Raw genomic sequence first — 21,267 nt, forward strand, 5'->3', positions numbered from 1 at the left:
GGCATCCCGAACCTCCCGGCGCAAAGCGCGCCAAACTGTTCGCGATGTCCTCGCACACCTGTTCGCGATGTCTCCGGTCCAAACACCCCCTTGAGGGGGAGATGTCGCCGAAGGCGACAGAGGGGGTCGCCGGTCCACGCGAGACGACCCCCTCTGTCCTGCCGGACGTCTCCCCCTCAAGTGGGGAGATCGGCCGCTTCGGCGTGCCCGCCATTTCTTTCTTTTTCCCATTGAGTTTATCAAGCGAGGCTGACCATGAGCGATTCCCGTGCTCGCGATATCCTGTCGCGACAGGCAGAACTGGAGAGCGAGCGCAGCCAGTACGAGCATGTCTGGGAGGCGGTGTCGGAATTCTGCGATCCCGATGCGCCCGACATGTGGAGCGGCAGCCGAAAGGCCGGCTTCGATTCGCAGGCCGAGCGGCAGGAGCGGCGCGGTGCGCGGGTCTACGCCAACACCATAAACTCGGCCGCCAACCGGCTGGCCGCGGGGCTGGAAAGCCTGATCATCCCGCAGTCGGAGAAATGGCATGGGTTGTCGACCGCGGCCATCAACGACGAGGAGACCGACGAGGAGAAGGAATGGGCGGAAGCGCTGCGCGATTTCCTTTTCTCGCTGCGCTACTCCGCCAATTCGAACTTCGTGCCGGCAACGCAGGCTTGCCTGCGCAATGTCGTGCGCTACGGCCCGGCCTATCTCTATGCCGAGGAAGGTTTTGGCGGCACGCTGATCCGCTATGCCTCGATCCCGGTGGTCGAGGGCTATCTCTCCCGCAACCGCTGGGGCCAGGTCGATATTTTCCACCGCCGCTACGAGCGCACGGCAAGACAGGCGGCGCAACTGCTCGGCTACGACAGACTGCCGGCGCGGATCAAAGTTCTGGTCGACGACCCCGCCAAATGCGAGACCAAAATCTCGCTGATCCAGTGCATCCAACCGCGCGACGAGCGCAAGATGTACAGCCTCTCCGGTTCCTACCAGTATCTGGATACGGCGTTCGCTTCCTATCACGTGATCGAGGACGAGGAGGTGATAGTCAGGGAAAGCGGTTTTCGCTCGTTCCCGGTGTCGTGCTTCAACTGGCGCCGCTACGAGGGCGATCCCTACGGCATCTCGCCGACCATCGAGGCGCTGACGACGGTGCGCGAGGAGAACGCGGTGCGGCGCTCCGGCCTTCGCGCGCTGCAGCAGATCACCGATCCGGCGACCGCCTCCAAGGCTCGCCTCGACTATGTGCCGGTGCTCAATCCCGGCGAGAACTATCCCGGGCTGATCGACGATGCCGGCCGGCCGCTGATCGCGCCGATCGCCACCGGCCAGAACCCGACCTATGCCTTCAATTACGCCGACAGCCGGGCCGAGGAGATCCGCGACATGATGTTCGTCAACCTGTTCCAGACGCTGGTACAGAACCCGCAGATGACGGCGACCGAAGCCTTGATCCGGCAGGAGGAGAAGGGCGCGCTGCTCGGCCCCTCCGGCTCGATCATCCAGGCCGGCTTTGCCAGCAATCTCGACCGCGAGCTGGGTATTCTGGAAGACAAGGGACTTTACGAGGAAGACAGCCGCTTCCTGCCGCCGGCGAGCCTTGCCGGCAAAGCGTTGCGGCCGACCTTCACCGGTCCGCTCGACGTGCTGCGCCGTTCCGCCGAGGCGCGCGACACCATCCAGGTTGTCACCACCGCCATGCAGATGGCGCAGTTCGATCCCGGCGTGATGGACAATATCGACGGCGACGCGGCGCTGAAGATCGTGCAGGGCGCCGGCCGCAGTCCGCAGCGCATTTTTCGCCGCCAGGACGAAGTGGCGGGAATACGCGATGCCAGAGCCAAGGCTCAAGCTGAACAGGCCGGCATGGCGGCGATGGCTGCCGCGGGCAAGGTCGCCAGGGATGCCGTGCCGGCGGCAGTGCAGGCGCGCGACAGCGGCCTGCTCGACGGGCTCGGCGGGCTGATGCCGCAGGCTGCGCAAGATGCTTCGGGCGGGCAGGGCGTATGAGCCAAAAACGCTTCGCCCATTCCAGCCAGGCCGGCGGCCCGGCCAAGGCGCAGGATGCCCTGGCCAAGGCCTATCTCAGGGTGTTCTCGGGCCAGGACGGCGAAATGGTGCTGGCCGACCTGGCGGCCGCAACCGGCTATTACCGCCGCCCGTCCTATGGCGAATGGTTGGCCAAGACCAAGACGCCGAACGGCTTCGAGCTGCACAGCGCGCTGAGCAATGCCCGCGCCGAAGTGGTGCAGCATATTATGGGGTTTTTGACGCTGGACGAGGCGCAGTTGGCTGCGCTGGAGAAGGCGGCGAGGCTGGAGGGGAGGTAGGATAAGGTCCGAAAGGCGCGAGGCGCCCCCCTCTGGCCTGCCGGCCATCTCCCCCTCCAGGGGGGAGATCAGCAGCTTCGCCCTAGCCGCCAATCCTGCAACGTTGGTGATTGGCGGAAGCAGACAAGATACCCCATCTCCCCCCTTGAGGGGGAGATGGCCGGCAGGCCAGAGGGGGGTGCTGTCCCGCCGGCCTTGTCGTGATTTGCAACCCGCGCCGGCTCAATAATCGCCGTTGTAATAGCGGTCGTCGCAGGGGGCGGTGTAGATGCGGCCGCTGGTGCGATCCTGATAGCGGCAAAGCTGTTCGCTGCGCGGCTGCGGCGTGGTGGCGTTGCCGACGACGGCGCCCAGCAAGGCGCCGGCTCCGGCACCGATGACCGTGCTCTTGGTGTTGCCGCCGATCGCCTGGCCGGCAAGCGCGCCGGCGCCGGCGCCGAGCAGCGCACCGGTGCTGGTTCTCTGCTGTGCTTCGGTCTGCGCGCAGCCTGCCAGCGCGGCGGTTACGAACATGGCGGCAATGGCTCTGGACATGGTCATCGTCTGATACTCCCTTGAAGTCTATGAACTAATTCGCAGGCTGATTTTGCCAAGTACGGTCGCATTTGCGGCGGAACATAGGCACCGTGCCTCACGAAATAAGACATGGTTGTTTTTGTCTGACGGCCTGATCCGCAAAGAAAGTAACCGAACAAGACCCAAAGAGCTTCATCTCCAGTCGCGCCTTCGAGAGCGCTACGCTGCCTCGATCTGCATTACCTTTTTCGCCGCAGCGGCCAGAAATCCGGATCGGCTGTAGCCGTGGCGCTCCGCATATCGGTCAATCTGATCGAGGACATCTTCCGGAATGGTGACGTTGACACGCACGACCTTCGCAGCTTCAGCTTTCAAGGGAACCAGGATGGCGACACCGCTCAGATTGTCCTTGTCCGACATCACTTCCTCCAGGGATGACGGCTCGGGAATGGCCTCGCCATCCTCGACCAGCCCCTCGACATGAAAGGCCAGTGCTTCCCCGGCCATGGCACGGGCATCATCCAGGTTGACGCCGGCTGTCACCAGGCCCGGAAAATCGGGAAAGGAGACGCCGAAGTCGCTGTCCGCTTGCTTGTGGATCAATCCGATATAGTTCCGCATTTCTCTACCTCAGCTTCACGCCGGATTGTTTTTCAATACTCTTGAGAGTGCCGATCGGGATGTCGCGCTTGGGATGCGGAACTGTCAGCTGGCCCGGCTTGGATTTGTGCTTGAACTGGGCGTGACTTCCTTTTCGAGCCACTTCGTACCAGCCATCCGCCGACAGCCTGTGGATGACATCGGCGCCCTTCATGTTGTGTATAAATACACATAAATCCAAATGTCCATGAGCTTTTGCCGCTGTTGCGTGCGGCGGCCCAGCCGACCCCGTTTTCAATCCCGCAAGAATGGAGAAATCAAATGACCCGAGGTCTTCCCCGGACGCTTTCGCGTGCCGCCGCCAGAGAAGCCGGCCTTGCCCCGCCCAGGGCGGGGCTTACCGCCAGGACGACTGGGCAGGGCGGCGCCTACCGCACCGTCTTCTCCTTCAATGCCATGCCGGTGCCGGTCACCGATGCGCAGGGCTTTGCCAGCCAGAAGCTCTTCGACTTTCTCGATGGCAAGGTCCGCATCAAGGGCGGCACGGCAAGACTGCAGTTCGCCGTGCTGACGCCGCGCGCCTCGACCATCAACGACAATGCCGCGCTGACTTGGTCGCTCGGCTCGACGGCAGCATCGAGCGCGGTGCTTGCCGGCACCATGGTCAATGTGCTGGGCGCGACCGGCCGCACGCTGGATGGCGCGGGTGCCGCGCCGTCGAGCGCGTCGATTGCCGATGTTGCCGCAGCCTTGACGCTCGACGGCACCGTGACGCCGGTCGACCTCTATCTCAACCTGGCGTTTGCGACCGGCACCGATATCGACGCCGACGGCACGCTGGCGGTGTCGGGCACCATCACCCTGCTCTGGGAGAACTGGGGCGATAATGCGTAGGCGCTAATCTTCCCCCTTGAGGGGGAGATGTCGCCGAAGGCGACAGAGGGGGTCGGTTCGACCGGGCGCGACGCCCGGCGACAGATGAGGTCGGCGCTCCACGCGCGGCTACCCCCTCTGGCCTGCCGGCCATCTCCCCCTCGAGGGGGGAGATACCAAGCGTCGCCATCGGCTCTCCTCTGAAACGTCAACAAAAGGAATCTTCTCATGACAGATCTGGCAGACGCCGGGTCCGTGGTGGCGGCGCCACCGGCGGGCAACCTTGCACGGCCACCGGGCAACGGGGACAACGGGTCCGCCCCGCCTGCGGCCAAAAGCTGGTTTGACGGTCTTTCCGAAGGCAACCGCAAGCTTGCTGAAACCAAGGGCTGGACCAAGCCTGAAAGCCTCGATCGGGTCTTCGCCTCCTATGCGGAGCTGGAGCGGCAGCAGGGCGAGAGCCTGCGCGTTCCGGCAGCCGATGCAGCCGCGGAAGACTGGGACAGGTTCCATGCCCGGCTGCCCGAGGCGATGCGTCCGCTGACCTCACCCGAGAAGGTCGAGTACCGGCGCCCCGACGGGCTCCCCGAAAACTTCGCCTATTCGGACGAGCTCGCCAATGCGTCCAAGGCCTGGGCGGTCGAGGCAGGTGCTACCCCGAAGGTCGCACAGGCCTATCACGACCGCTTCGTCGGCTACATGGCCGAGCAGGCTAAGGCACAGCAGATCGCCCTTGCCCGCTCGGTCGAGACGACGCATGACGACCTCGTCAGGGATTGGGGACCGACCGGCAGCGATGGCTTTCGCCAGAAGCTCGAGGTCGCCAACCGGGCGATGAAAAAGCTCGGCCTGGTCAATGCCTACAAGGCGAAGGGCATCCTTCTGCCGGACGGTGCCTTGACCGACCCGCAGATCGCCAAGGCGTTCCACGCCATCGGCGAGGCGATGTTCCGCGAAGACACGATCGACGGCGGCACGGCCTTGAGCGGAGGCAATCCCTTCAAGCGCAATGCCGCCGGCGAGCGCAACCTGACTGGCATCTCAGCCCTGGTCAAAAGCGACCCCGCCCGCGCCCGGCGGCTGGCACGCGAGGCCGGCGAAAATCCCGACCTGTGGATGCCCAACAATCCTCTTTAACCCAAACCTGAAGGAAGACAAAAATGGCAGACGCCTATACCCGTATCGCGGACGCGATCGTTCCGTCCGTCTATGCGCAATACTCGTTCGAGGAGCACGTCCAGTCGCTGGAGATTTACCAGGCCGGGATCCTGTTTTCCGACCCGTCGATCGCCTCGAAGCTCAGCCTGGGCGGACGTTCCGTCGACATGCCCGGCTGGAAGGACCTCGGCAACGATCCGTCCGAGCCGGTCAACGACGACCCGGCCGACTCGATCGAGATGAAGAAGATCGGCGCGCGCCGCGAAGTCGCGGCCCGCAATGTGCGTGCGCAGGCCTGGGGCATCCCGGACCTGACCTCGATCCTTGCCGGCGACGATCCGCAGAAGCTTGTCGTGCGCCGCCAGACCGACTACTGGCAGCGCGCCAACAAGCTGACGCTGCTGGGCATACTGAAAGGCGTGCTGGCCGACAACATCGCCAATGACGGCAGTGACCTGGTGCGCGTCACCGGCGCCTCCATCGTCGACACCGACATCATCGAGGCCGCCTACCTGATGGGCGACCGCGCCGACAAGTTCAAGACGATCTGGATGCATTCGAAACAGATGAAGGCGCTGAAGCTCGCCGACCTCATCGACTATGTGCCGTCGTCCGAGCAGGGCGGGCCGCTGATCCCCTATTACATGGGGCTCAGGGCTGTCGTCGACGACGACATTCCGGTTGCCGGCGGCGTCTACACGGCGTTCATGTTCAAGGACAAGGCAATCCTGTGGAACGAGCTGCCAGTCAATACCGAAGGCGGCCCGCTCGAGTTCGACCGCAAGCCGCGGCAGGGCCATGGCGGCGGCGTCACCGAAATGGTCGGCCGCCGGCATTTCGTGCCGCATGTGCCGGGCACCCGCTTCCTCGATGCGTCCTCGGCCGGCGAATTCGCCACCGATGCCGAGCTGGCACTGGCGGCAAACTGGGACCGCACGGCGTCGAGCGTCAAGCACATGACGTTCATCGCGCTGAAGACGACCGAGGCCTGATCGGGCGAAGGGGCGGGCGTCAGACGTCCCGCCCCTTCGGGACACCAGGTCGGCGAATCCCAAGTTCACCCGCTGCGCTGCGTCGGAGTGATGTGAATTTTGGCGTTCGCTACAACATTCATGTTGCCCTTTGGCCAATCGACGGCACCAAACAGTTACAAGAAAGGGCGATGCTGCCTTGTCTTGGTAAGGGAGGTCACCATGAACATGAAGTACAAAACAGTTCAGGAAGTGCTCCGAAAAGCGGGCATTGTCATGAGCAAGAAAGGGGAAGTTCATCGCATAAACTTCTTCAGCGGCCTGGAAGACACCGCCTACTACACGCCAAGTCTTCAGGACGCCCTGGACAGGGGCTTGGCTTTGGCGGGAGGTGCCGGAAGGGTGAAAGCAAGCGTCTTTGCCAAGTCAGCTGAAACAGGGATCTCGACCGGCGCACACGTCGGCTGACACAATTCAGGCAAGACATCGCCGCGTTGCGCGGCGGTGTCGTGAAACTGCAATAGCCGAAGCATTGCCGTCTTCCTTGCTCGAATGGGAAAAAGACGGCTGACGAAGCGTCTGCCACGCCGTTTCATGACGGGCGGGTGGCGTCGTGACGGCCCCCGTGCACGAGACGTGCAACGTTCTGCCCAAGCCACAAATCACAAAAAATCCCCAGCCGCTTCGAAGCGGCTTTTTGCCGTGGAGGCACCATGCCCCGTTTTCTCCGACCAACCATACAGACAGAGGCCTGAGCCATGGCCATCACCCCGCTCGACATCGCCAACATGGCGCTCGCCGTGCTCGACGAGGCGCCGATCGAAAGCCTCGACCAGGACGCCAAGGCGGCGCGCCTGCTCAATCTGCATTTCGACCTGACCCGCGAGGCCGAATTGACCAAGCATGCCTTTGTCTTCGCCATCCTGGCGGCCTCGGTCGCCGGCTTCGACACCGGCGGCGGCGCTGGCACGCTGAACTTCGCCTATGAGCTTCCCGCCGATTGCCTGCGGCCCTTGCCGCTGACAGGGAATGGCGAGCCGGATGGCGTGCCGCTCTCATGGCGGCAGGAGGCCGGGCTGATCTATTCGGATCAGGCCGGGCCGCGCATCATCCGCTATGTCGCCAACCTGACAGACCCCAACGACTGGGACGCGCTGTTCACCGAGGTGCTGGTGGCGGCGCTCGCCATCAAGATCGCGCATCCGTTGACCCACAAGTCCGGCATGATCGACGTCGCACGCAGCGCCTATGACAGGGCGCTGGACGCCGCCTACTCGGCCAATGCCATCCAGCGCGGCGGCAGATTTTCGACGACGTCCTGGGCTTTCCAGCGCGGCGACAGCCGGGGCGTCGGCCGATGACCACGCTCTATCCGATCCAGGATGCTTTCATCCGCGGCGAGATTTCTCCCCGCTTGCATGCTCGCGCCTCGCTCGAGCTCTACCGGGCGGCGCTGTCGAAATGCACGAACTTCGTCACGCTGCCGCATGGCGGCATCAGGAAGCGCGGCGGCACGTATTTTTGCGCCCAGGTGAAGGCTCCGTCAAAGGCGACACGGCTGATCCCGTTCATCTTCTCGGCCGACCAGGCCTATGCGCTCGAATTCGGCGATCTCTACATCCGCGTTTATGCCTATGGCGCGCGTGTCGGCACGGTCGAAGTCGTTTCGCCTTATCCCGAGGCCGATCTGTTCGACCTGCAATTCGTCCAGTCGGCAGACCAGATGTGGATCACCCACAAGGGTCATCCGGTCAAAGTGCTGACGCGCACCGCGCACACGACCTGGACGCTCGCCGATTTCGTCTTTCTCGACGGCCCTTACGACAAGATCAACACCACCGCCACGACGTTGACGCCGGCCGCAACCGGCAACGCCATGCCGGTCATGGTCGCGAATACGCTGCCAAGCGGCACGGTCAGCAACAGCAACGGCTCATCCGACGTGTGGCAGGTGTTCGATGGCGACAAGCAGAAGGGGGAGAACATAGCGGGCTTTCCGAGCGGGTATCTGCGCTACCAGTTCGGCGGCGGGGCCAAGACGGTCGACGCCTACTGGATTACCGCCACGAATGATCACTCAGACACTGCATCGCCGACCCAGTGGCAATTCCAGGCCTCGCACAACGGCACCGACTGGACGACGCTCGACAGCCGGGACGGAGAGACCGGCTGGTCCAAGTCGGAAACCCGCTTCTTCGACGGCTTCAACAACACGGTTGCCTACGAATATTATCAGCTGCTGTTTTCAGGTGGCGGCAGCGACGGAACCGCTATCGCCGAACTGGCCCTGCACGAATACGCGCCGTCGCAAACGCCGTTCGATCTTTCGGCCTCCTCGATCGTCGGCATCAACGACGGCATCGGCTTCCAGACCAGCGATATCGGCCGTGCCATTCGTCTGCTTGCCGCGGATGGCTTCTGGCGCTGGGCCAAGATCGTTGCCCGGACCAGCACGACGGTGGTCACGGTCCAGTTGTACGGGCATGCTCTGCCCGATCTCAGCCCGATCATTCGCTGGCGTCTCGGCACGTTCGTGCCCGGCAAGTATGTGCAGAGCGGTTCGCTTTACGAGGAGCGCCTGGCGTTCAGCCGAAAATTCTCGGTCTATGCCTCGCAAACCGGCGATTTCGACAACTTCGCCACCGGTGAGAAAGACACCGACGCGCTGGAATTCGTGCAGGCAGGTGGCGGCCAGGCCAACGACATTACGTGGGTGGCGGAATCGGACGGCGCGCTGATCATCGGAACGCTTGGCGGGGTGAGGGCGCTGTCGGGTTCCGGCATCGACGAGGCGCTGACGGCGTCCTCGTTCAAGAACCGCCGGTCGCGGACTTTCGGTTGTGCCCCGCTGCGTCCCGTCGATGCGGGGCAGTCGTTCCTCTATGTCACCCGCTCCCGCAAATCGATCGCCGAGCTGACGCAAAACGCCACCGGCCGCTTCACCTCCGACGATGTCGGTCAAATATCGGAGCACATTCCAAAGAAAGGCGTCGTCGAACTCGCCTTCCAGACCGACCCCGACCCGCTGCTGTGGTTCCCGCTCGGGGATGGCGAACTCGGCGGCTACACGCACCAGCCGTCGCAGGACGTTCGCGGCATGCACATCCACCAGATCGCCGGAAGCTTCGCAGGATCGAACTGGGCCGTTGTCGAAAGCGCCGTGGTGACGCCCGGCCAGGACGGCAACGACGATCTCTGGCTGATCGTCAAACGCACGATCGGCGGCGTGACCAGGCGCTATATCGAAATAAAGACCGCGCCGTTCGAGTATGGCGGGATCGGCGATGCATTCGAAGTCGACTGCGGCCTGACCTATTCGGGCGCCGCTGTGGGCACGGTCTCAGGGCTTGATCATCTCAACGGCGAAACAGCCGACGTCCTGGCCGATGGCAAGGTCTACAAGGGCCTTGCTGTGGCCGCTGGCGCGGTCTCGCTGCCCGGTGGGGCTACGGCAGCCAAATGGCAGGTCGGGCTCGGCTACCAGTCCGAAGCCAACACGCTGGAGCTCGATGTCGGCGGCCGCGACGGATCGATCGTCGGGCGGCGCAAGAAGGTGGCCAAGCTCATTCTTTCGCTGCTGGAAACCGACACAACCGGGCTTCAGGTCCAGTCGTTCATCCGCGGCCGCTGGGAGCAGGTTCGCATCCCGTCCGTGGTCGCACCCGACGGCATGGCGAAATTGTTCACCGGCAATGTCGAGGTGCCGATCGACGATAGCTGGGAAGGGCAGGGCCGGGTGAAGATCCGCCACGTCAATCCAACGCCCTGCACGATCAGGGCGATGACGCCGGTGTTCGACGCCGAGCCTTAGGAACTGCTGATCTCCCCCCCCTCGAGGGGGAGATGTCGCCGAAGGCGACAGAGGGGGTCGGTTCGTCCTGACGCGGCCTCCTATCGCCTCCATCGCGGGGGAAGAACGCCGGCGCTCCACGCGAGACGACCCCCTCTGGCCTACCCTCTTTGCCACAGCTCGGCATCTCCCCCTCGAGGGGGGAGATCACCCGCTCCGTCTTCCATCGCTTTCCCAACCAAGGAACCCACCCGTGACCCCAACCCATGCCGAGCAACTCGGCAGGGCGCGGACGGCTGCCGATTTCGCTGCCATCCGCGCCTTGCTCCACACCGACCTCAACGATGCGATCGCCCGCAAGGGCGAGCTGGAAACGGAAAAGTTTCACGCGATCTTCGGCGCCGGAAATTTGACGGCGGCGCGTGCCGCATTGGACGACTGCAACGCTGCAATCGCGCTGATCGAGAAAACCATCGAGGACGCGGACGAGCGCCGCATTGGCGCCCCCCTGGACGAACCCCCCGCCGAAGCCGTCGCCGCCACGCCGGCGCCGGGCGACGAGGTCAGGACAAAGGCCGAGGCGCTCGGCGAGAACTGGCGCACGGTCCACTGGCTGATCGAGCAGCTGCGCCAGGAGCTGTTCGCGGCCGATGCCTTGAGCCGCGCCATCATCGCTGCCAACGGCCTGTTCAATGCCGACGGCGCCGTCGGCCTGAAGGTCAACCTGACCACCATCCGGCGCACCGCCATGGCCGGCCCGCGGGCCGCCGCGCCATCGCGTCTCAGCCGCCCGGCGATCCAGGCCGACCGACTGCTTTTGTCCTTCCTCAGCCCCGGCGGCGTGCTCGACCGGCGGCCTTCGATCGGCGCGCCGGTCGACGGCATCAAAAGCAAATTCATTCCCGCCGGCGAACGAGGCTGACCATGTGCACACTAGCTCTTATCGGTACGGCGCTTTCGGTCGGCGGCGCGCTGGCGGAAGGCCAGCAGTCCAAGCAGATGGCCGACTACCAGGCCAAAGCCTATGAACAGCAGGCGCGGGCCGACGCCCAAAGCTCGGCCTTCGAGCAGGGCCAGGAGCGCCATAAGCAGGATCTGCTGCAGGCCCAGGCGCGTGCCCAGGCCGGCGCTTCGGGCGTCGCCATCGCAGGTTCGCCGACCGAGGTGCTGGCAGCCAATGCCAGGCAGGGCCAGCTCGACCTCAAGGCGATCCAATACGGCTCGCAGCTGCGCCAGAACGGTCTCGCCACGCAGGCGGCGATCGCGCGCTTTTCCGGCAGGCAGGCGGTCGGCGCCTCGATCTTCAAGGCCGGCGGCAACCTCGTGTCGGGCATCTCCGGCCTCTACGATCCGGCCAAGACGGTGACGTTCGGCAGAAGCGCCTTCCCGCCGGCGCCGGGCGGAGGCCTCTACTGATGGCCACCATCCCGCTCCAGCTTGCCCAGCGCCGGCTCGATACCGGCAATGTGGCCTCATATCCCAACGGCTCGCCAGTGGGCGCCGCTATGCAAGGCTTTGGCGACGAGCTGTCGGCGATAGCCGAACGCTTCCGGCAGCAGAAGCAGCAGCAGGATGCGTTCGACGCCGACATTATCGGCCGTGAGCTGAACGCACGCATAGCGCACGCCGAGGCCGTGGCGGTGCAGACCGCGCCGGCCGACGGCGGCGGCCTGCACGACTTCATGTATGGCCAGCTCGATCCGCGCAGCGACGGCGTCGTCAGGCCCGGCCTGTTCGACCAGATCTTCGACGACACCGTAGCGAAAGTGCCGGAGGGCGAACGCGCCAATTTCCTCGCCCAAAAGCAGGCATTGCGGCTGGCCGGCTCGGCGCGCATGGCCGCGCAGCAGCACGCGCGGCGCCAGAACTATGAGCAGGCCGAGTGGAGCAAGGTCGAGGACGGCTACACAAGCGCCATCGCGCAGGGCGACCCGGACGACACAGGAACATTCGAGGCGATCCGGCAGAGCGGGCTCGAGCTGATCGGCAAGATGGGCAACCCGGTGGCCCGGCAGGCCGCCGAGGCCGCCTGGCGCAGCAACACGGCAAAGGCGCTCGCCCAGGCGATGATCGCCAAGGACCCGAAGCGCGCTGCGGAGGTGCTGGGGACTGGGCCGGTCTCAACGGACGGCAGGACTAAGGACGATACCATCGAAGCTGTGGGCGGACCTCGGGCGAGTGGGTCCAGCGTGCTGGCGACGCGCGAAGCGCCCGTAGGTGGCCTTCCGTCCGACGAAACACCTATCCGCACGGGTTCCGTGGGGCCCGTCGGAAATACGGCTTGGGCTGCCGCAGGACCCTGGATTGCCGACTTGTCGCCGGACACGGTTCAGGATCTCGGCCAGAAGGCGCAGGTAGCGACTGTGGCAAGCCTGGTCGATGCGCGCACGAACATCGACATCGCCTTGCAGAACGCGCCGGCTGCCATTGCCAATACCGGCAGCTATTCTGGCAAGACACCGGGTGCCGAAGACTTCACTGCCGTGTACGGCGCCGAAGATGGCGGCAAGCGTCTCCAAGCCTTCGACATAACGGCTGATATCGGCCGCGCGGTTTTCGACATGCGACCCGTCCCGAACCAGGCGATACACGCCCAGATTCGGGATTTTGAACCCGGCCCCTACGGCTCGCCGGAAGAGCGGGAGCAATATGAGATAAGGGCCGGCGCCGCGCAATTGGTGCTGGGTGCCAGGCGCGCCGATCCCGCCGGTTACGTCGGCCAACTGTTCCCGAACCATGCTCCGGACTGGGATAAGATCACAGCTCCTGAGGATTATAAGGCTGCCGTCACCTGGGCCGTCGCTGCTCAGCAGGAGTTGGGCTTCGACCGAATACTGCCAATGCCCTGGGCCGTAGCTGGCCAGCAGGCGGCGAAATACATCGACCAAGGTGTGCCGTTCGAAAAGCGCCTTGCCAAATTGAGTTCGATCGTCCTGGCGGTTCGCGATCCTGATGCCCGCAAGGCGACAACCCAACAGATTTCTGTGGCGGCGGAAGCCCAGTGGCGAGCCGAGGCCGCCCAAGATCCGAACGTCGCGCCAGAGTCGTTGGAAGCCCAGGTTGCGGTGCTCAAGAACGGGCTGGCGTGGATCGGGGAACATCCGGCCCAAGCCCAGTACAGCGCCATGCCGTGGCTACAGCAATTCGGCTTGGCGTTCTCGGATGTCGGCCGCCTCACGGCTAAGGGCGCGGCCGCCGGCGGTGCGGATGCGATCTCCGCCGGGCTGGACTCCGTTTGGTCGGGAGGAAACTACCAGCACCTCCTCGAAGATGAACAGGCCAAGACCGAGGACGCCGAGGACCGGGCCGGCTCGGCCGGTTGGGCGGCGGAAGCCCTCGGCACCGGCTTAAGCGGATATGGCCTGGCGGAGAGTTTGTTCGGTTTGCTGGGCCGGGCAAGCGTTGGCGCGGCGGCAGAGAACGGCTTGATCGGTCTTGCTGCCCGAACTGGCGTCGGGGGTGTGGCGGGTGGCACTTATGGCGGGGCATACGCCTTCAACACAGGACAGAGCGTCCCCTGGGGAATTGCCAACGGCGCGCTTTGGGGGGCGGGCGGCAATGTCCTTGCCGAAGGGCTCAGTGCCGTTGGCAGCCAGGTGTTGGCAAGGCTTGCCGGGCGTTCTGCGAATGCTAAACCTGATATCGTACTGGATAGTGGGGGTCCCCCGGTCAATGCAGAAGAGATTCCGATCTCGACCGGCAAGGCCCGAGAAATAAGGAGGCCCTATACGCATTTGGAAGATCCTCCCAACGTTGCGTCCGGCAAGGATCCAACAAAGAAGCAGAGGATAGCTATTTTCGAGGAAAATAAAAGGGTGAATGATGGAATTTTGAGATCGGATGAGAGTGGTATAGAAATAATTCCAGCAAAGAAAAGCAAAAGAGGCGTAACTCCTCCAAAAAATGAAGCTCATATCGATCACATAGATCCGGTTAATCCCGCTGACAAGACAAAATCGTCAGGATCAAATAGCTATAAAAATCTTCGTCTTACGGCTGGGTTTGAGAATATAGAAAAATCGAATAAATAGGTGACATATGACCGAATGGAAGTTCGAAAACCCAAAAAACACAGCCGTTATTTCGACTCGGAAGATATTTAGGGGGGGCGGCTGGATTGCGTATGTGTCACATGATGATGACGGCGACGATAATGAGTCGTGGCAATTCTACGGAAATGAAGCTGAAGTTGATCAAGATGACCTAATTTTAGTGGCCTTGGTCGAGGTGGTCGAGCTTGATGGAACTGTTGCACAGTTGGCGGATTTGCCGTTAGGCTGGCGTGCGTGGCGCGATACAAAATCTTCGCCATGGAAGCGCGACAAAATCACCTAAACACATTCTGAATGGTAGCGGAGTTTACTCTGCTTTGACCCGGTGAAAGTAAAAAAAGGCGTTACTCCTCCGCCAACGAATCACAGTTTGATCACATCGATCCGCTTATTCCAGTTGATCCGACAAAGACTCCCGGATCGAATAATTACACCAATGCAAGGATGGTTGCAAGAATTCGAAACAGAGAAAGTGGAACAAATAGGCGCTGTGATGACTAAATGGAAGTTTGAAGACCCCCAGAACGTAGCTGTTTTTGTAAACAGGAAAGCTATACGCAATGGTGGGTGGGTTGCTCGCGTCGTGCATGATGATGATGACGGATCATGGCAGTTTCACGCGGATGAATCCGAAGATTTCGATGAAAGCGATATTATGATCATAAGCCTGAAAAATATGGTTGAAAAAGACAAGACTATTATGCAGTTGGCTGATTTACCTTACGGCTGGTATGCTTGGCGCGAGACAAAAACCTCGCCATGGAGGCGAGGCAAAACCCTCGACGAACACCCAGAATCGGAGCGGAGTTAGTTTCGACTTCCAATTGTAACGGTTGACATGGGTGATTGCGACGCTGAGTGGCGGAGCCGACAGCGGTGCAAGAAACCGGGGCGTCACTTCGCACGGAGCGTTCTGGCAAGGACCAATCAGCCCACGGGCCGGAATATGGATGTGTCTCACGAGAAAGCGCTGGCCGACGGGGGGCAGATCACCTCTCAAACATCACGCATCGTGCGAGAGCAGATCATATTAAACACCATGGCGATGCAAGAGACTATGCTCGCTGGGCAAGAAGAAGATGGCTCAAGCAAGAAATGAAAGGGAACACAAGTGGTCGAGAGAAATTATAGCGACGTCAAACCCGACTTGACTAGCGTCACCCGCTTGCCGTCGGCTGACAAAAGCACAGGCGATGAAGAGCTTGATGCTGCACGTCTGGAAGCCCGAAAATATCTTGATTTCTATGATTGGGTTTCAGACATCAAGGGGGAGTACCTTGGATACGGTGCCGATGGCATAATCTATATTTCCTCTTCGAGATTGTTCCGGGCAGGCCAAAAGTTGACCCATGGATATGGGTAATCGTCGGCGATGTGCCCCCGACATATCTGCCGGCTGTGGACGCCAAGACTCCATACGAGGCGCTGGATGGATATATCGGCGCCATGGAAGAGTGGGTCGAAGCTGCGCGACGGGGGGACTCGGTGGCAGATCTAATCCCGGTCAATGTGCCGGCTAGCCCAGCCAACGCCGAAATGTTGGATAGCCGTCTCAAATTTCTCGACGAAAGGGTATTGCCGGAACTTCGAGAGTGATCGGTTGCCGCTTGTCGGCAAGCGCCGTCGGTTCCTTGACGAGAACGTGCTTCCGTTGCTCCCAAAGTGATGTACAGCCACGCTCCGTCGCTCGTCGCTGATGCAGGCCCGGCAGTCGGCTCGACCGGGTCAGCGCTGGCGCTATCACCGGTGAGTACGCCACTCCGGCGATGGCAACCACTCCGGGGTTTGGTGCCACTATCGGGCCAGCGGTCTGATTGTGGTCACGATGCTGGCTTATGGCCTGCTAACCGCCGGGCGGTCAGTTGGCGGTGCCTCCTGGATCGCCTCCTGTTTAAGATGAAGGATTGACCTGTTGCGCACAGACACTTTTCCGACCATGGCAAGGATCGTTTTTCTGCTCACCTTGGCCGGCGTCCTCCTGCTCGCGCTTTCGCCGGTGCGCTTCCTGCAGGAGTTGGACATGGGCTTCACCTTCCAGCACGACAAGCTCAACCACGCCGCGGCGTTCGCGGTGTTGGCGGCACTCGGAAGCCTCGGCTGGCCGGAACACAAGACGAGACTGGTTTTGCTCCTCGCCATCACCGGCGCGGCGATCGAGCTGCTTCAGGGCGTGCAGCTGATCGCGCGCGATATGGATGTCCTCGACTGGGTCGCCGACTGCGCCGGCATGGCCTGCGGGCTGGCGGCCATGGGCGGCACAAGAAGGCTGATTGGCGGATTGCTGTAGCCCTGGACCGCGTTGCCGCTCGCTGTCTGAAAAATGTAAATCGCCGGCTGCGCCAGATAGCGCGGTGTCCGGCCGCGTAGCTTAAGTCTCCCACCGACAACACCGAACCCCCTTCCAGCCTCGCTTATGCGGGGCTTTTTTTATGGAGCAAGCCCTCATGTCCCGACCTGCAACTGCCGCCGTTCGTCTCCTGACCGGCGAACGCGAACCCGTGCGCCTCGCAACCACGGCCGACATCCTCCTGCACGGCCTGCAGGCCATCGACGGCGTGCCGGCCGAAATCGGCGACCGCGTGCTGGTCAAGGACCAGGCCGACCCGACGCAGAACGGCATCTACACGGCGAGCGAAGGCGACTGGTTCCGCGCCGCCGACGCCCGTTCTACGCGCACCCTGCAGAAGGGCACGACCGTTCACACCCAGGTCGGGTCGGTCAACGCCGACCGCGTGTTCGAGTTCACGGCCGACGAGCCGGCCGTCGGCGCCGATGCCATCACCGTCGCCGCATCCGTTCCGCCCGACATCGCCGACGTGGCCGAAGAGGTTGAAGCGCTGCGCGATGAAACCCAGGCGCTGAAGGATGCCGCCGCTGCCAGCGCCGGCCAGGCAACCGCCAGTGCCGCCGCTTCCGCCGCGAATGCCGGACAAACCACAGCCGACCGGGCTGCCACCAATTCCGATGCCGTCGCGGCCGCGGCCGCCGTCATCAGCGCTCAGGCTGCACGCGACGCTTCGCTCTACGGCAAGGGCATTTTCCCGACGACTGCGGCGGCAATCGGCTTCGGCGTCGCCGGCAACGGTGCGATCACGCCAGGCTCCGGCGGCGCCAACGGCACGTTCGACCTGGCGTTTACCGGCGGGACCGGTTCGGGCGCCGCCGGCCGCTTCGTGGTGGCGGGCGGGGCGCTGACGCAGATACTGATCACGGCGCCGGGCTCCTACACAGTGGCGCCGACGTTCAGTTTTGCGGCGTCGGCAGGGCTCGCCGGCGCCGCCGCAGCGGCGGTGCTGGGCAGGAATGTCGATGTCGGCGAGTATTTCTGGACCGAAGTTTCGACTGGTTCTTTGGGGTTGTTCAATGTCGGGGTCGGACCGCGGTAGCAGCCGATACGGGCGTCAGGGCGTCAACGGCGGAAATTGCCCTGATCAGCTCAAGGATCGTCGGACGCGTTCCGATCACGGGTTCCGTCGGCGGCACGGTGATTACGAACGACAGCGTCTATTTTTGGCCTGGATCGCTGTCGACGGTCGATGAATATCTGTCGACCTTGGAGCTTGGATTTGGCATCGTGCCAGGGACAGCCCACATCGTTATTGCCCACGTCGAGGGCGACGGGACGCTTAGCCTGGTTTCCGACCAGACAATGTCCGTTCCAGCCGGCCCGTCGTCTGTTGTTTCAGGGCTTTCGATCCTGAAGCTGCCGGCAGCGTCATGGGCCTCCAGCGCACTGGCGCTGGTAGCTGGTACTACACTGCCGGGGCAATTCCGAACGGCGAAGTCGAGTGGTTCACGGCGGCGGTTCCGGCCTCGCACACTGCCAAGACTATAGGCGCTGTGGTCCGCAGTGGAAGGCGACCTTCACCGGCGAAGTCGCCGTCAAGGCGCGTGCTGCCTATACCACAGCAAACGGTCTCGTTTCCGCTGTCGGCGTTAGCCAGGAAATCGGCTGGCCGACGCTGGTCAACACGGGGTCGGACGTTCCGGGCAGCTACAGCGTCATCATGCAGACGCCAGCGCCGGCCGACGGCCATATTACAGCGGTCGACGTTGGCGCTGGCGCTGGCGCCGGCGCTGCGCTCATTCATGTAGTAGATTATCTCGGCGGGTTGGTGGTCAATGTCCTAAGCACATATGCGGTGACGCTGGTCAACGGGGTCGCTCATATCCCGCTGGGTATCCCAATCCCAGCCGGCAAATATCCGGCGATCAGCGGTGGCGCCTACAAATTTCAAAACAACGTCAACCCGCAAGGCATCCCGGCATGGATCAAATCAGGCGCGCTGTCGAATGGCGCGACCGTAGCATCGTCCGCCCAGCATCGGTACGAGGTCCGCTTTACGATCAAGACCGGTCTGCTCGCCGATGCCGACCGGGCCTTGACCGGCGGCGCCAGCAATACCGGCATGAACCTGCTGGCTGACGCCGATCCGAACGGCGTCGTCGATGCGACCGCGCTGTTTGCGTCCGCGGCGAGCGCTCATCCCAATCCCTATGTGCCGCCTGGAAATTTCGCCTTGACGGCCATTCCCGCATCTGGCGACGGTTTTTGGGGACCTGGCAAGCCGGCCGTCAACAGTAAGCGCTTCTTCATTCCGCGCCGGCCGTCGCTGCAAAATCTCTATGACGGCTTTCGCGCGACGATGGCCGAACACATCGCCAACAACGATGTGCTCTGCCTGATCGCCGATAGCATCGGCCATTGGGCGCTTGCCAGCGACGGGCCGAAACACTGGTTCAACCTGGTTACGCGTTTTGCCAATATCGGCATTGCCGACGATGAACCGGGCATGACTGCTTTGCGGCCAAGCTCTACCTATCTTCCGACTTTCTATGGCGTCACCGTCGCCGGGGGCGTGTTGACAGGGTCGCGCGGGCCGATCGGCGAGAGCATCATCCTCGCCGCCGGCGCGTCCTTGGCGTTTACCGGCACCTATGAACAGGTCGACGTCCACTACACTCAGGACGCCGCTCAGGGATCGCTTGCCTTTGTCTTCAACGGCGGCGCGGCGTACAAAACCGTCAACTGCGCCGGCGCCCTGGCGCTTGATCAGTATTCGGGGCCTTCGCTCACCGGGCAGGCGGCAAGCGGCAATTACACTCTTACGGCTGTCGGCGGTCCTGTCGAGATTACCGGGCTCATCAGGCTTGGCGTCAAGGCGGCCGGCTCGCGTCCGCGCCTGCGCACCTTGCGCGCGGCACACGGCAGCTATGCCTTCTCGTCATTCAACACCGCGCGTCTTACATCGGCCGCCGCTCAATGCGGCTACGCCGGCGGCAAGATCGTGCCCATCCTGGCGCTCGGCATCAATGACAGCTTTGGCACGCCGCCGGCCACGATATCGGCAAACATCGCAACAATCATCAACACGTTGGAAGCGGCCGCTGCACCGCGTATCCTTGTGATGCCGCCGACGCGGCCGTCAGCCGCATGGGATGCAAGCTACACGGGCGGTCGGACCTGTGATGCCGCCCTTGGCGCAATCCGTCAGACCTATCGATCGCGCAATGTGCTGACCATCCCGATCGACGGCTTCGACTACATCAATTCGGGAAACTATCAAGAGGGCTTGCATTTCAACGATGCCGGCCATGACGGCAATGCGCTGCGCTTCATCGAACAAGTCGCGGAAAGGGGATAAGCAATGGCATTCGCTATTCAGCATAAGGGCGAAATCATCACCGAGCTCGAGGAGGGCGAGGAATGGCTGGTGGTGGGCGCAATGGTCATGGTCGCAAAGCCGAAGGATCCGGCACACAGCCGCGAAATCCCGGTTCCTGACGGCGACATTGAGGGTCTCGTTGAGGTCTGGGTAGGCGGCGCCGTAGTCGACGCTGGACGCCATTCGCAGGCAATGGCAGGATGAGGTCGGCGGGGGCTATCCTTGGAGGATTGTCCCATGGCGCATGCCGGCAGCATCATCGACATCTATGACGACTATTACGCCGATGGAAAAGTAGCCGCAAAACGGGACATAGCTTCAAACCAGTCGGTCGGGCACATCGAAGCGGTCGTTCAAGGCCAATTCTTCGACAGGATTCTTGACATCGGGGCGGGCGAAGGTGCGGTGCTGGATAAGCTGAACAGGAAGGGGCTCGGTAAGAAGCTTGGCGCCGTCGAGATTTCGAAGAGCGGCGTCGAGGCCATCAAGGCAAGAAAAATCGCCAAACTGGACAGCATCGACGTATTCGACGGCATCACATCCCTCATCCCGACAAGTCGTTCGATCTTGGGCTTGCCATTCACGTCGTCGAACACGTCGAGCACGAACGGATGTTTCTGAGGGAGGCGGCTCGGGTCTGCGAGAAGCTCTATATTGAAGTGCCTTTGGAGCATACGCGAGATCTCAGCAAGGCCATTCGGATGTCAGGGCCGTATGGGCATATCAACTTCTACACGACCCAAACGTTTGAAAACCTTCCCAAAACGTCTGGGCTAAAGGTCGAACGGCTAAAGGTTTTTGCGCACGACCTCGCTTATGAACAGCACCTGGCTGGCGAAAAAAAAGGATGGGTAAAACACAGACTGCGGACCGAATTTCTAAGGTTTGCACCCAAGACGGCGATGCGCAGCATGGCCTACATGGCCGGAGCTCTGTGCTCAAGTCGCTGATCTAGCAGCAGCGCCGCCGATTTGCTTTGCAGGATTACCGCCGACCATACTAAAGGGCGGCACGTCTTTCGTGACGACAGAGCCCGCACCAACGACCGATCCCTTGCCGATCGTTACGCCCTTGAGAATAATGACGTTGAAGCCGATAAAAACACTGTCTTCAATCTTCACTGGCGCAATGGTGATCTTTGACCAGTCCTTTTTCCCTGATGCCAGTCGGCGACATCTTCCTTGCGGTCTTGCCAACCCGTCGCGTATGAGTTGTGATCGACGACTGTGGTACCCCAACTAGAGCGTCGGACGTTCAGTTTGAATCGCGAGGGATTGAACGAAGCCGCTGACGCGTCATTTGGTGCGTGGGTTTGCGGATGAC

At 62.4% G+C, this 21,267-nt stretch carries 23 protein-coding genes; 19 read left to right on the plus strand and 4 right to left on the minus strand.

Annotated features, from left to right (window positions below):
- Positions 1-255: 255 nt before the first annotated feature.
- Both NKJ20_RS31655 and NKJ20_RS31660 read left to right on the plus strand, forming a co-directional pair.
- Entirely contained in the window at positions 256-1,998 is a 1,743-nt protein-coding gene (locus tag NKJ20_RS31655; protein WP_352749418.1) for a portal protein, read from the plus strand.
- Entirely contained in the window at positions 1,995-2,318 is a 324-nt protein-coding gene (locus tag NKJ20_RS31660) for a Bbp19 family protein (protein ID WP_352749421.1), read from the plus strand. The genes NKJ20_RS31655 and NKJ20_RS31660 overlap by 4 nt, the downstream gene beginning before the upstream one ends.
- A gap of 222 nt (positions 2,319-2,540) precedes the next feature.
- On the opposite strand, the gene NKJ20_RS31665 is transcribed toward NKJ20_RS31660, so the two are convergent.
- The 3 genes from NKJ20_RS31665 to NKJ20_RS31675 form a co-directional block, all read right to left on the minus strand.
- Positions 2,541-2,858, minus strand: coding sequence for a YMGG-like glycine zipper-containing protein (locus NKJ20_RS31665; protein ID WP_292654509.1), 318 nt, complete (start codon positions 2,856-2,858; stop codon positions 2,541-2,543).
- A gap of 195 nt (positions 2,859-3,053) precedes the next feature.
- Positions 3,054-3,455, minus strand: a complete 402-nt coding sequence (locus NKJ20_RS31670) for a type II toxin-antitoxin system HicB family antitoxin (protein ID WP_352541138.1) — start codon at positions 3,453-3,455, stop codon at positions 3,054-3,056.
- A 4-nt stretch (positions 3,456-3,459) separates the two neighbouring features.
- A complete protein-coding gene (locus tag NKJ20_RS31675; RefSeq protein WP_352749424.1) occupies positions 3,460-3,648 on the minus strand; it encodes a type II toxin-antitoxin system HicA family toxin in 189 nt (62 codons plus the stop codon).
- A 107-nt stretch (positions 3,649-3,755) separates the two neighbouring features.
- On the opposite strand from NKJ20_RS31675, the gene NKJ20_RS31680 reads away from it, so the two are divergent.
- The 17 genes from NKJ20_RS31680 (at position 3,756) to NKJ20_RS31760 (ending at position 20,894) form a co-directional block, all read left to right on the plus strand.
- Complete coding sequence (locus tag NKJ20_RS31680) at positions 3,756-4,328, plus strand: hypothetical protein (protein ID WP_352749426.1); 573 nt, start codon at positions 3,756-3,758, stop codon at positions 4,326-4,328.
- A gap of 207 nt (positions 4,329-4,535) precedes the next feature.
- Positions 4,536-5,444: a hypothetical protein gene (locus tag NKJ20_RS31685; RefSeq protein ID WP_352749429.1), complete on the plus strand. Its 909-nt coding sequence runs from the start codon at positions 4,536-4,538 to the stop codon at positions 5,442-5,444.
- Positions 5,445-5,467: 23 nt separating this feature from the next.
- Positions 5,468-6,457 (plus strand): Coat protein, encoded by a 990-nt coding sequence (locus NKJ20_RS31690; RefSeq protein ID WP_352749432.1) that lies wholly within the window; start codon positions 5,468-5,470, stop codon positions 6,455-6,457.
- Positions 6,458-6,658: 201 nt separating this feature from the next.
- Complete coding sequence (locus tag NKJ20_RS31695) at positions 6,659-6,904, plus strand: hypothetical protein (RefSeq protein WP_031211513.1); 246 nt, start codon at positions 6,659-6,661, stop codon at positions 6,902-6,904.
- A gap of 290 nt (positions 6,905-7,194) precedes the next feature.
- A complete protein-coding gene (locus NKJ20_RS31700) occupies positions 7,195-7,797 on the plus strand; it encodes a phage connector family protein (RefSeq protein ID WP_352638328.1) in 603 nt (200 codons plus the stop codon).
- Complete coding sequence (locus NKJ20_RS31705) at positions 7,794-10,247, plus strand: phage tail protein (protein ID WP_352749435.1); 2,454 nt, start codon at positions 7,794-7,796, stop codon at positions 10,245-10,247. Before NKJ20_RS31700 ends, NKJ20_RS31705 begins: the two co-directional genes overlap by 4 nt.
- 232 nt (positions 10,248-10,479) lie before the next feature.
- Complete coding sequence (locus NKJ20_RS31710) at positions 10,480-11,148, plus strand: hypothetical protein (protein ID WP_352452690.1); 669 nt, start codon at positions 10,480-10,482, stop codon at positions 11,146-11,148.
- Positions 11,149-11,150: 2 nt separating this feature from the next.
- Entirely contained in the window at positions 11,151-11,642 is a 492-nt protein-coding gene (locus tag NKJ20_RS31715) for a hypothetical protein (RefSeq protein WP_352452691.1), read from the plus strand.
- Positions 11,642-14,257, plus strand: a complete 2,616-nt coding sequence (locus NKJ20_RS31720; RefSeq protein WP_352749439.1) for a hypothetical protein — start codon at positions 11,642-11,644, stop codon at positions 14,255-14,257. Before NKJ20_RS31715 ends, NKJ20_RS31720 begins: the two co-directional genes overlap by 1 nt.
- A 7-nt stretch (positions 14,258-14,264) precedes the next feature.
- The gene (locus NKJ20_RS31725) at positions 14,265-14,561 is read left to right on the plus strand and encodes a hypothetical protein (RefSeq protein ID WP_352472061.1); all 297 of its coding nucleotides are present in this window, start codon (positions 14,265-14,267) and stop codon (positions 14,559-14,561) included.
- Between the two features lie 87 nt (positions 14,562-14,648).
- Entirely contained in the window at positions 14,649-15,089 is a 441-nt protein-coding gene (locus NKJ20_RS31730) for a hypothetical protein (RefSeq protein WP_352749442.1), read from the plus strand.
- 1,101 nt (positions 15,090-16,190) lie between these two features.
- Entirely contained in the window at positions 16,191-16,565 is a 375-nt protein-coding gene (locus NKJ20_RS31735) for a hypothetical protein (RefSeq protein ID WP_352749445.1), read from the plus strand.
- 157 nt (positions 16,566-16,722) lie between these two features.
- Positions 16,723-17,664 carry a hypothetical protein gene (locus NKJ20_RS31740; protein ID WP_352749448.1) on the plus strand — a complete coding sequence of 314 codons (942 nt, stop codon included), beginning with the start codon at positions 16,723-16,725 and terminating at the stop codon, positions 17,662-17,664.
- A 402-nt stretch (positions 17,665-18,066) separates the two neighbouring features.
- Complete coding sequence (locus tag NKJ20_RS31745) at positions 18,067-19,923, plus strand: SGNH/GDSL hydrolase family protein (RefSeq protein ID WP_352749451.1); 1,857 nt, start codon at positions 18,067-18,069, stop codon at positions 19,921-19,923.
- Positions 19,924-19,926: 3 nt separating this feature from the next.
- Positions 19,927-20,148: a hypothetical protein gene (locus NKJ20_RS31750; protein WP_352749454.1), complete on the plus strand. Its 222-nt coding sequence runs from the start codon at positions 19,927-19,929 to the stop codon at positions 20,146-20,148.
- Positions 20,149-20,181: 33 nt separating this feature from the next.
- Complete coding sequence (locus tag NKJ20_RS31755; RefSeq protein ID WP_352749456.1) at positions 20,182-20,565, plus strand: hypothetical protein; 384 nt, start codon at positions 20,182-20,184, stop codon at positions 20,563-20,565.
- On the plus strand, positions 20,484-20,894 hold the full coding sequence (locus tag NKJ20_RS31760) for a methyltransferase domain-containing protein (RefSeq protein ID WP_352749461.1): 411 nt from the start codon (positions 20,484-20,486) through the stop codon (positions 20,892-20,894). Before NKJ20_RS31755 ends, NKJ20_RS31760 begins: the two co-directional genes overlap by 82 nt.
- Here the strand turns inward: NKJ20_RS31760 and NKJ20_RS31765 are convergent.
- Complete coding sequence (locus tag NKJ20_RS31765) at positions 20,883-21,065, minus strand: DapH/DapD/GlmU-related protein (RefSeq protein ID WP_352749458.1); 183 nt, start codon at positions 21,063-21,065, stop codon at positions 20,883-20,885. The genes NKJ20_RS31760 and NKJ20_RS31765 overlap by 12 nt on opposite strands.
- Between the last annotated feature and the right edge of the window lie 202 nt (positions 21,066-21,267).

The sequence above is a fragment of the Mesorhizobium sp. M0185 genome, assembly GCF_040322175.1.
GTDB lineage: Bacteria > Pseudomonadota > Alphaproteobacteria > Rhizobiales > Rhizobiaceae > Mesorhizobium.

Bases quoted from the DNA above. Each gene is read 5' to 3' on its own strand.
- NKJ20_RS31655 (WP_352749418.1), top strand. From the start codon at position 256: ATGAGCGATTCCCGTGCTCGCGATATCCTGTCGCGACAGGCAGAACTG.
- NKJ20_RS31660 (WP_352749421.1), top strand. From the start codon at position 1,995: ATGAGCCAAAAACGCTTCGCCCATTCCAGCCAGGCCGGCGGCCCGGCC.
- NKJ20_RS31665 (WP_292654509.1), bottom strand. From the start codon at position 2,858: ATGACCATGTCCAGAGCCATTGCCGCCATGTTCGTAACCGCCGCGCTG.
- NKJ20_RS31670 (WP_352541138.1), bottom strand. From the start codon at position 3,455: ATGCGGAACTATATCGGATTGATCCACAAGCAAGCGGACAGCGACTTC.
- NKJ20_RS31675 (WP_352749424.1), bottom strand. From the start codon at position 3,648: ATGAAGGGCGCCGATGTCATCCACAGGCTGTCGGCGGATGGCTGGTAC.
- NKJ20_RS31680 (WP_352749426.1), top strand. From the start codon at position 3,756: ATGACCCGAGGTCTTCCCCGGACGCTTTCGCGTGCCGCCGCCAGAGAA.
- NKJ20_RS31685 (WP_352749429.1), top strand. From the start codon at position 4,536: ATGACAGATCTGGCAGACGCCGGGTCCGTGGTGGCGGCGCCACCGGCG.
- NKJ20_RS31690 (WP_352749432.1), top strand. From the start codon at position 5,468: ATGGCAGACGCCTATACCCGTATCGCGGACGCGATCGTTCCGTCCGTC.
- NKJ20_RS31695 (WP_031211513.1), top strand. From the start codon at position 6,659: ATGAACATGAAGTACAAAACAGTTCAGGAAGTGCTCCGAAAAGCGGGC.
- NKJ20_RS31700 (WP_352638328.1), top strand. From the start codon at position 7,195: ATGGCCATCACCCCGCTCGACATCGCCAACATGGCGCTCGCCGTGCTC.
- NKJ20_RS31705 (WP_352749435.1), top strand. From the start codon at position 7,794: ATGACCACGCTCTATCCGATCCAGGATGCTTTCATCCGCGGCGAGATT.
- NKJ20_RS31715 (WP_352452691.1), top strand. From the start codon at position 11,151: ATGTGCACACTAGCTCTTATCGGTACGGCGCTTTCGGTCGGCGGCGCG.
- NKJ20_RS31720 (WP_352749439.1), top strand. From the start codon at position 11,642: ATGGCCACCATCCCGCTCCAGCTTGCCCAGCGCCGGCTCGATACCGGC.
- NKJ20_RS31725 (WP_352472061.1), top strand. From the start codon at position 14,265: ATGACCGAATGGAAGTTCGAAAACCCAAAAAACACAGCCGTTATTTCG.
- NKJ20_RS31740 (WP_352749448.1), top strand. From the start codon at position 16,723: ATGTCCCGACCTGCAACTGCCGCCGTTCGTCTCCTGACCGGCGAACGC.
- NKJ20_RS31750 (WP_352749454.1), top strand. From the start codon at position 19,927: ATGGCATTCGCTATTCAGCATAAGGGCGAAATCATCACCGAGCTCGAG.
- NKJ20_RS31755 (WP_352749456.1), top strand. From the start codon at position 20,182: ATGGCGCATGCCGGCAGCATCATCGACATCTATGACGACTATTACGCC.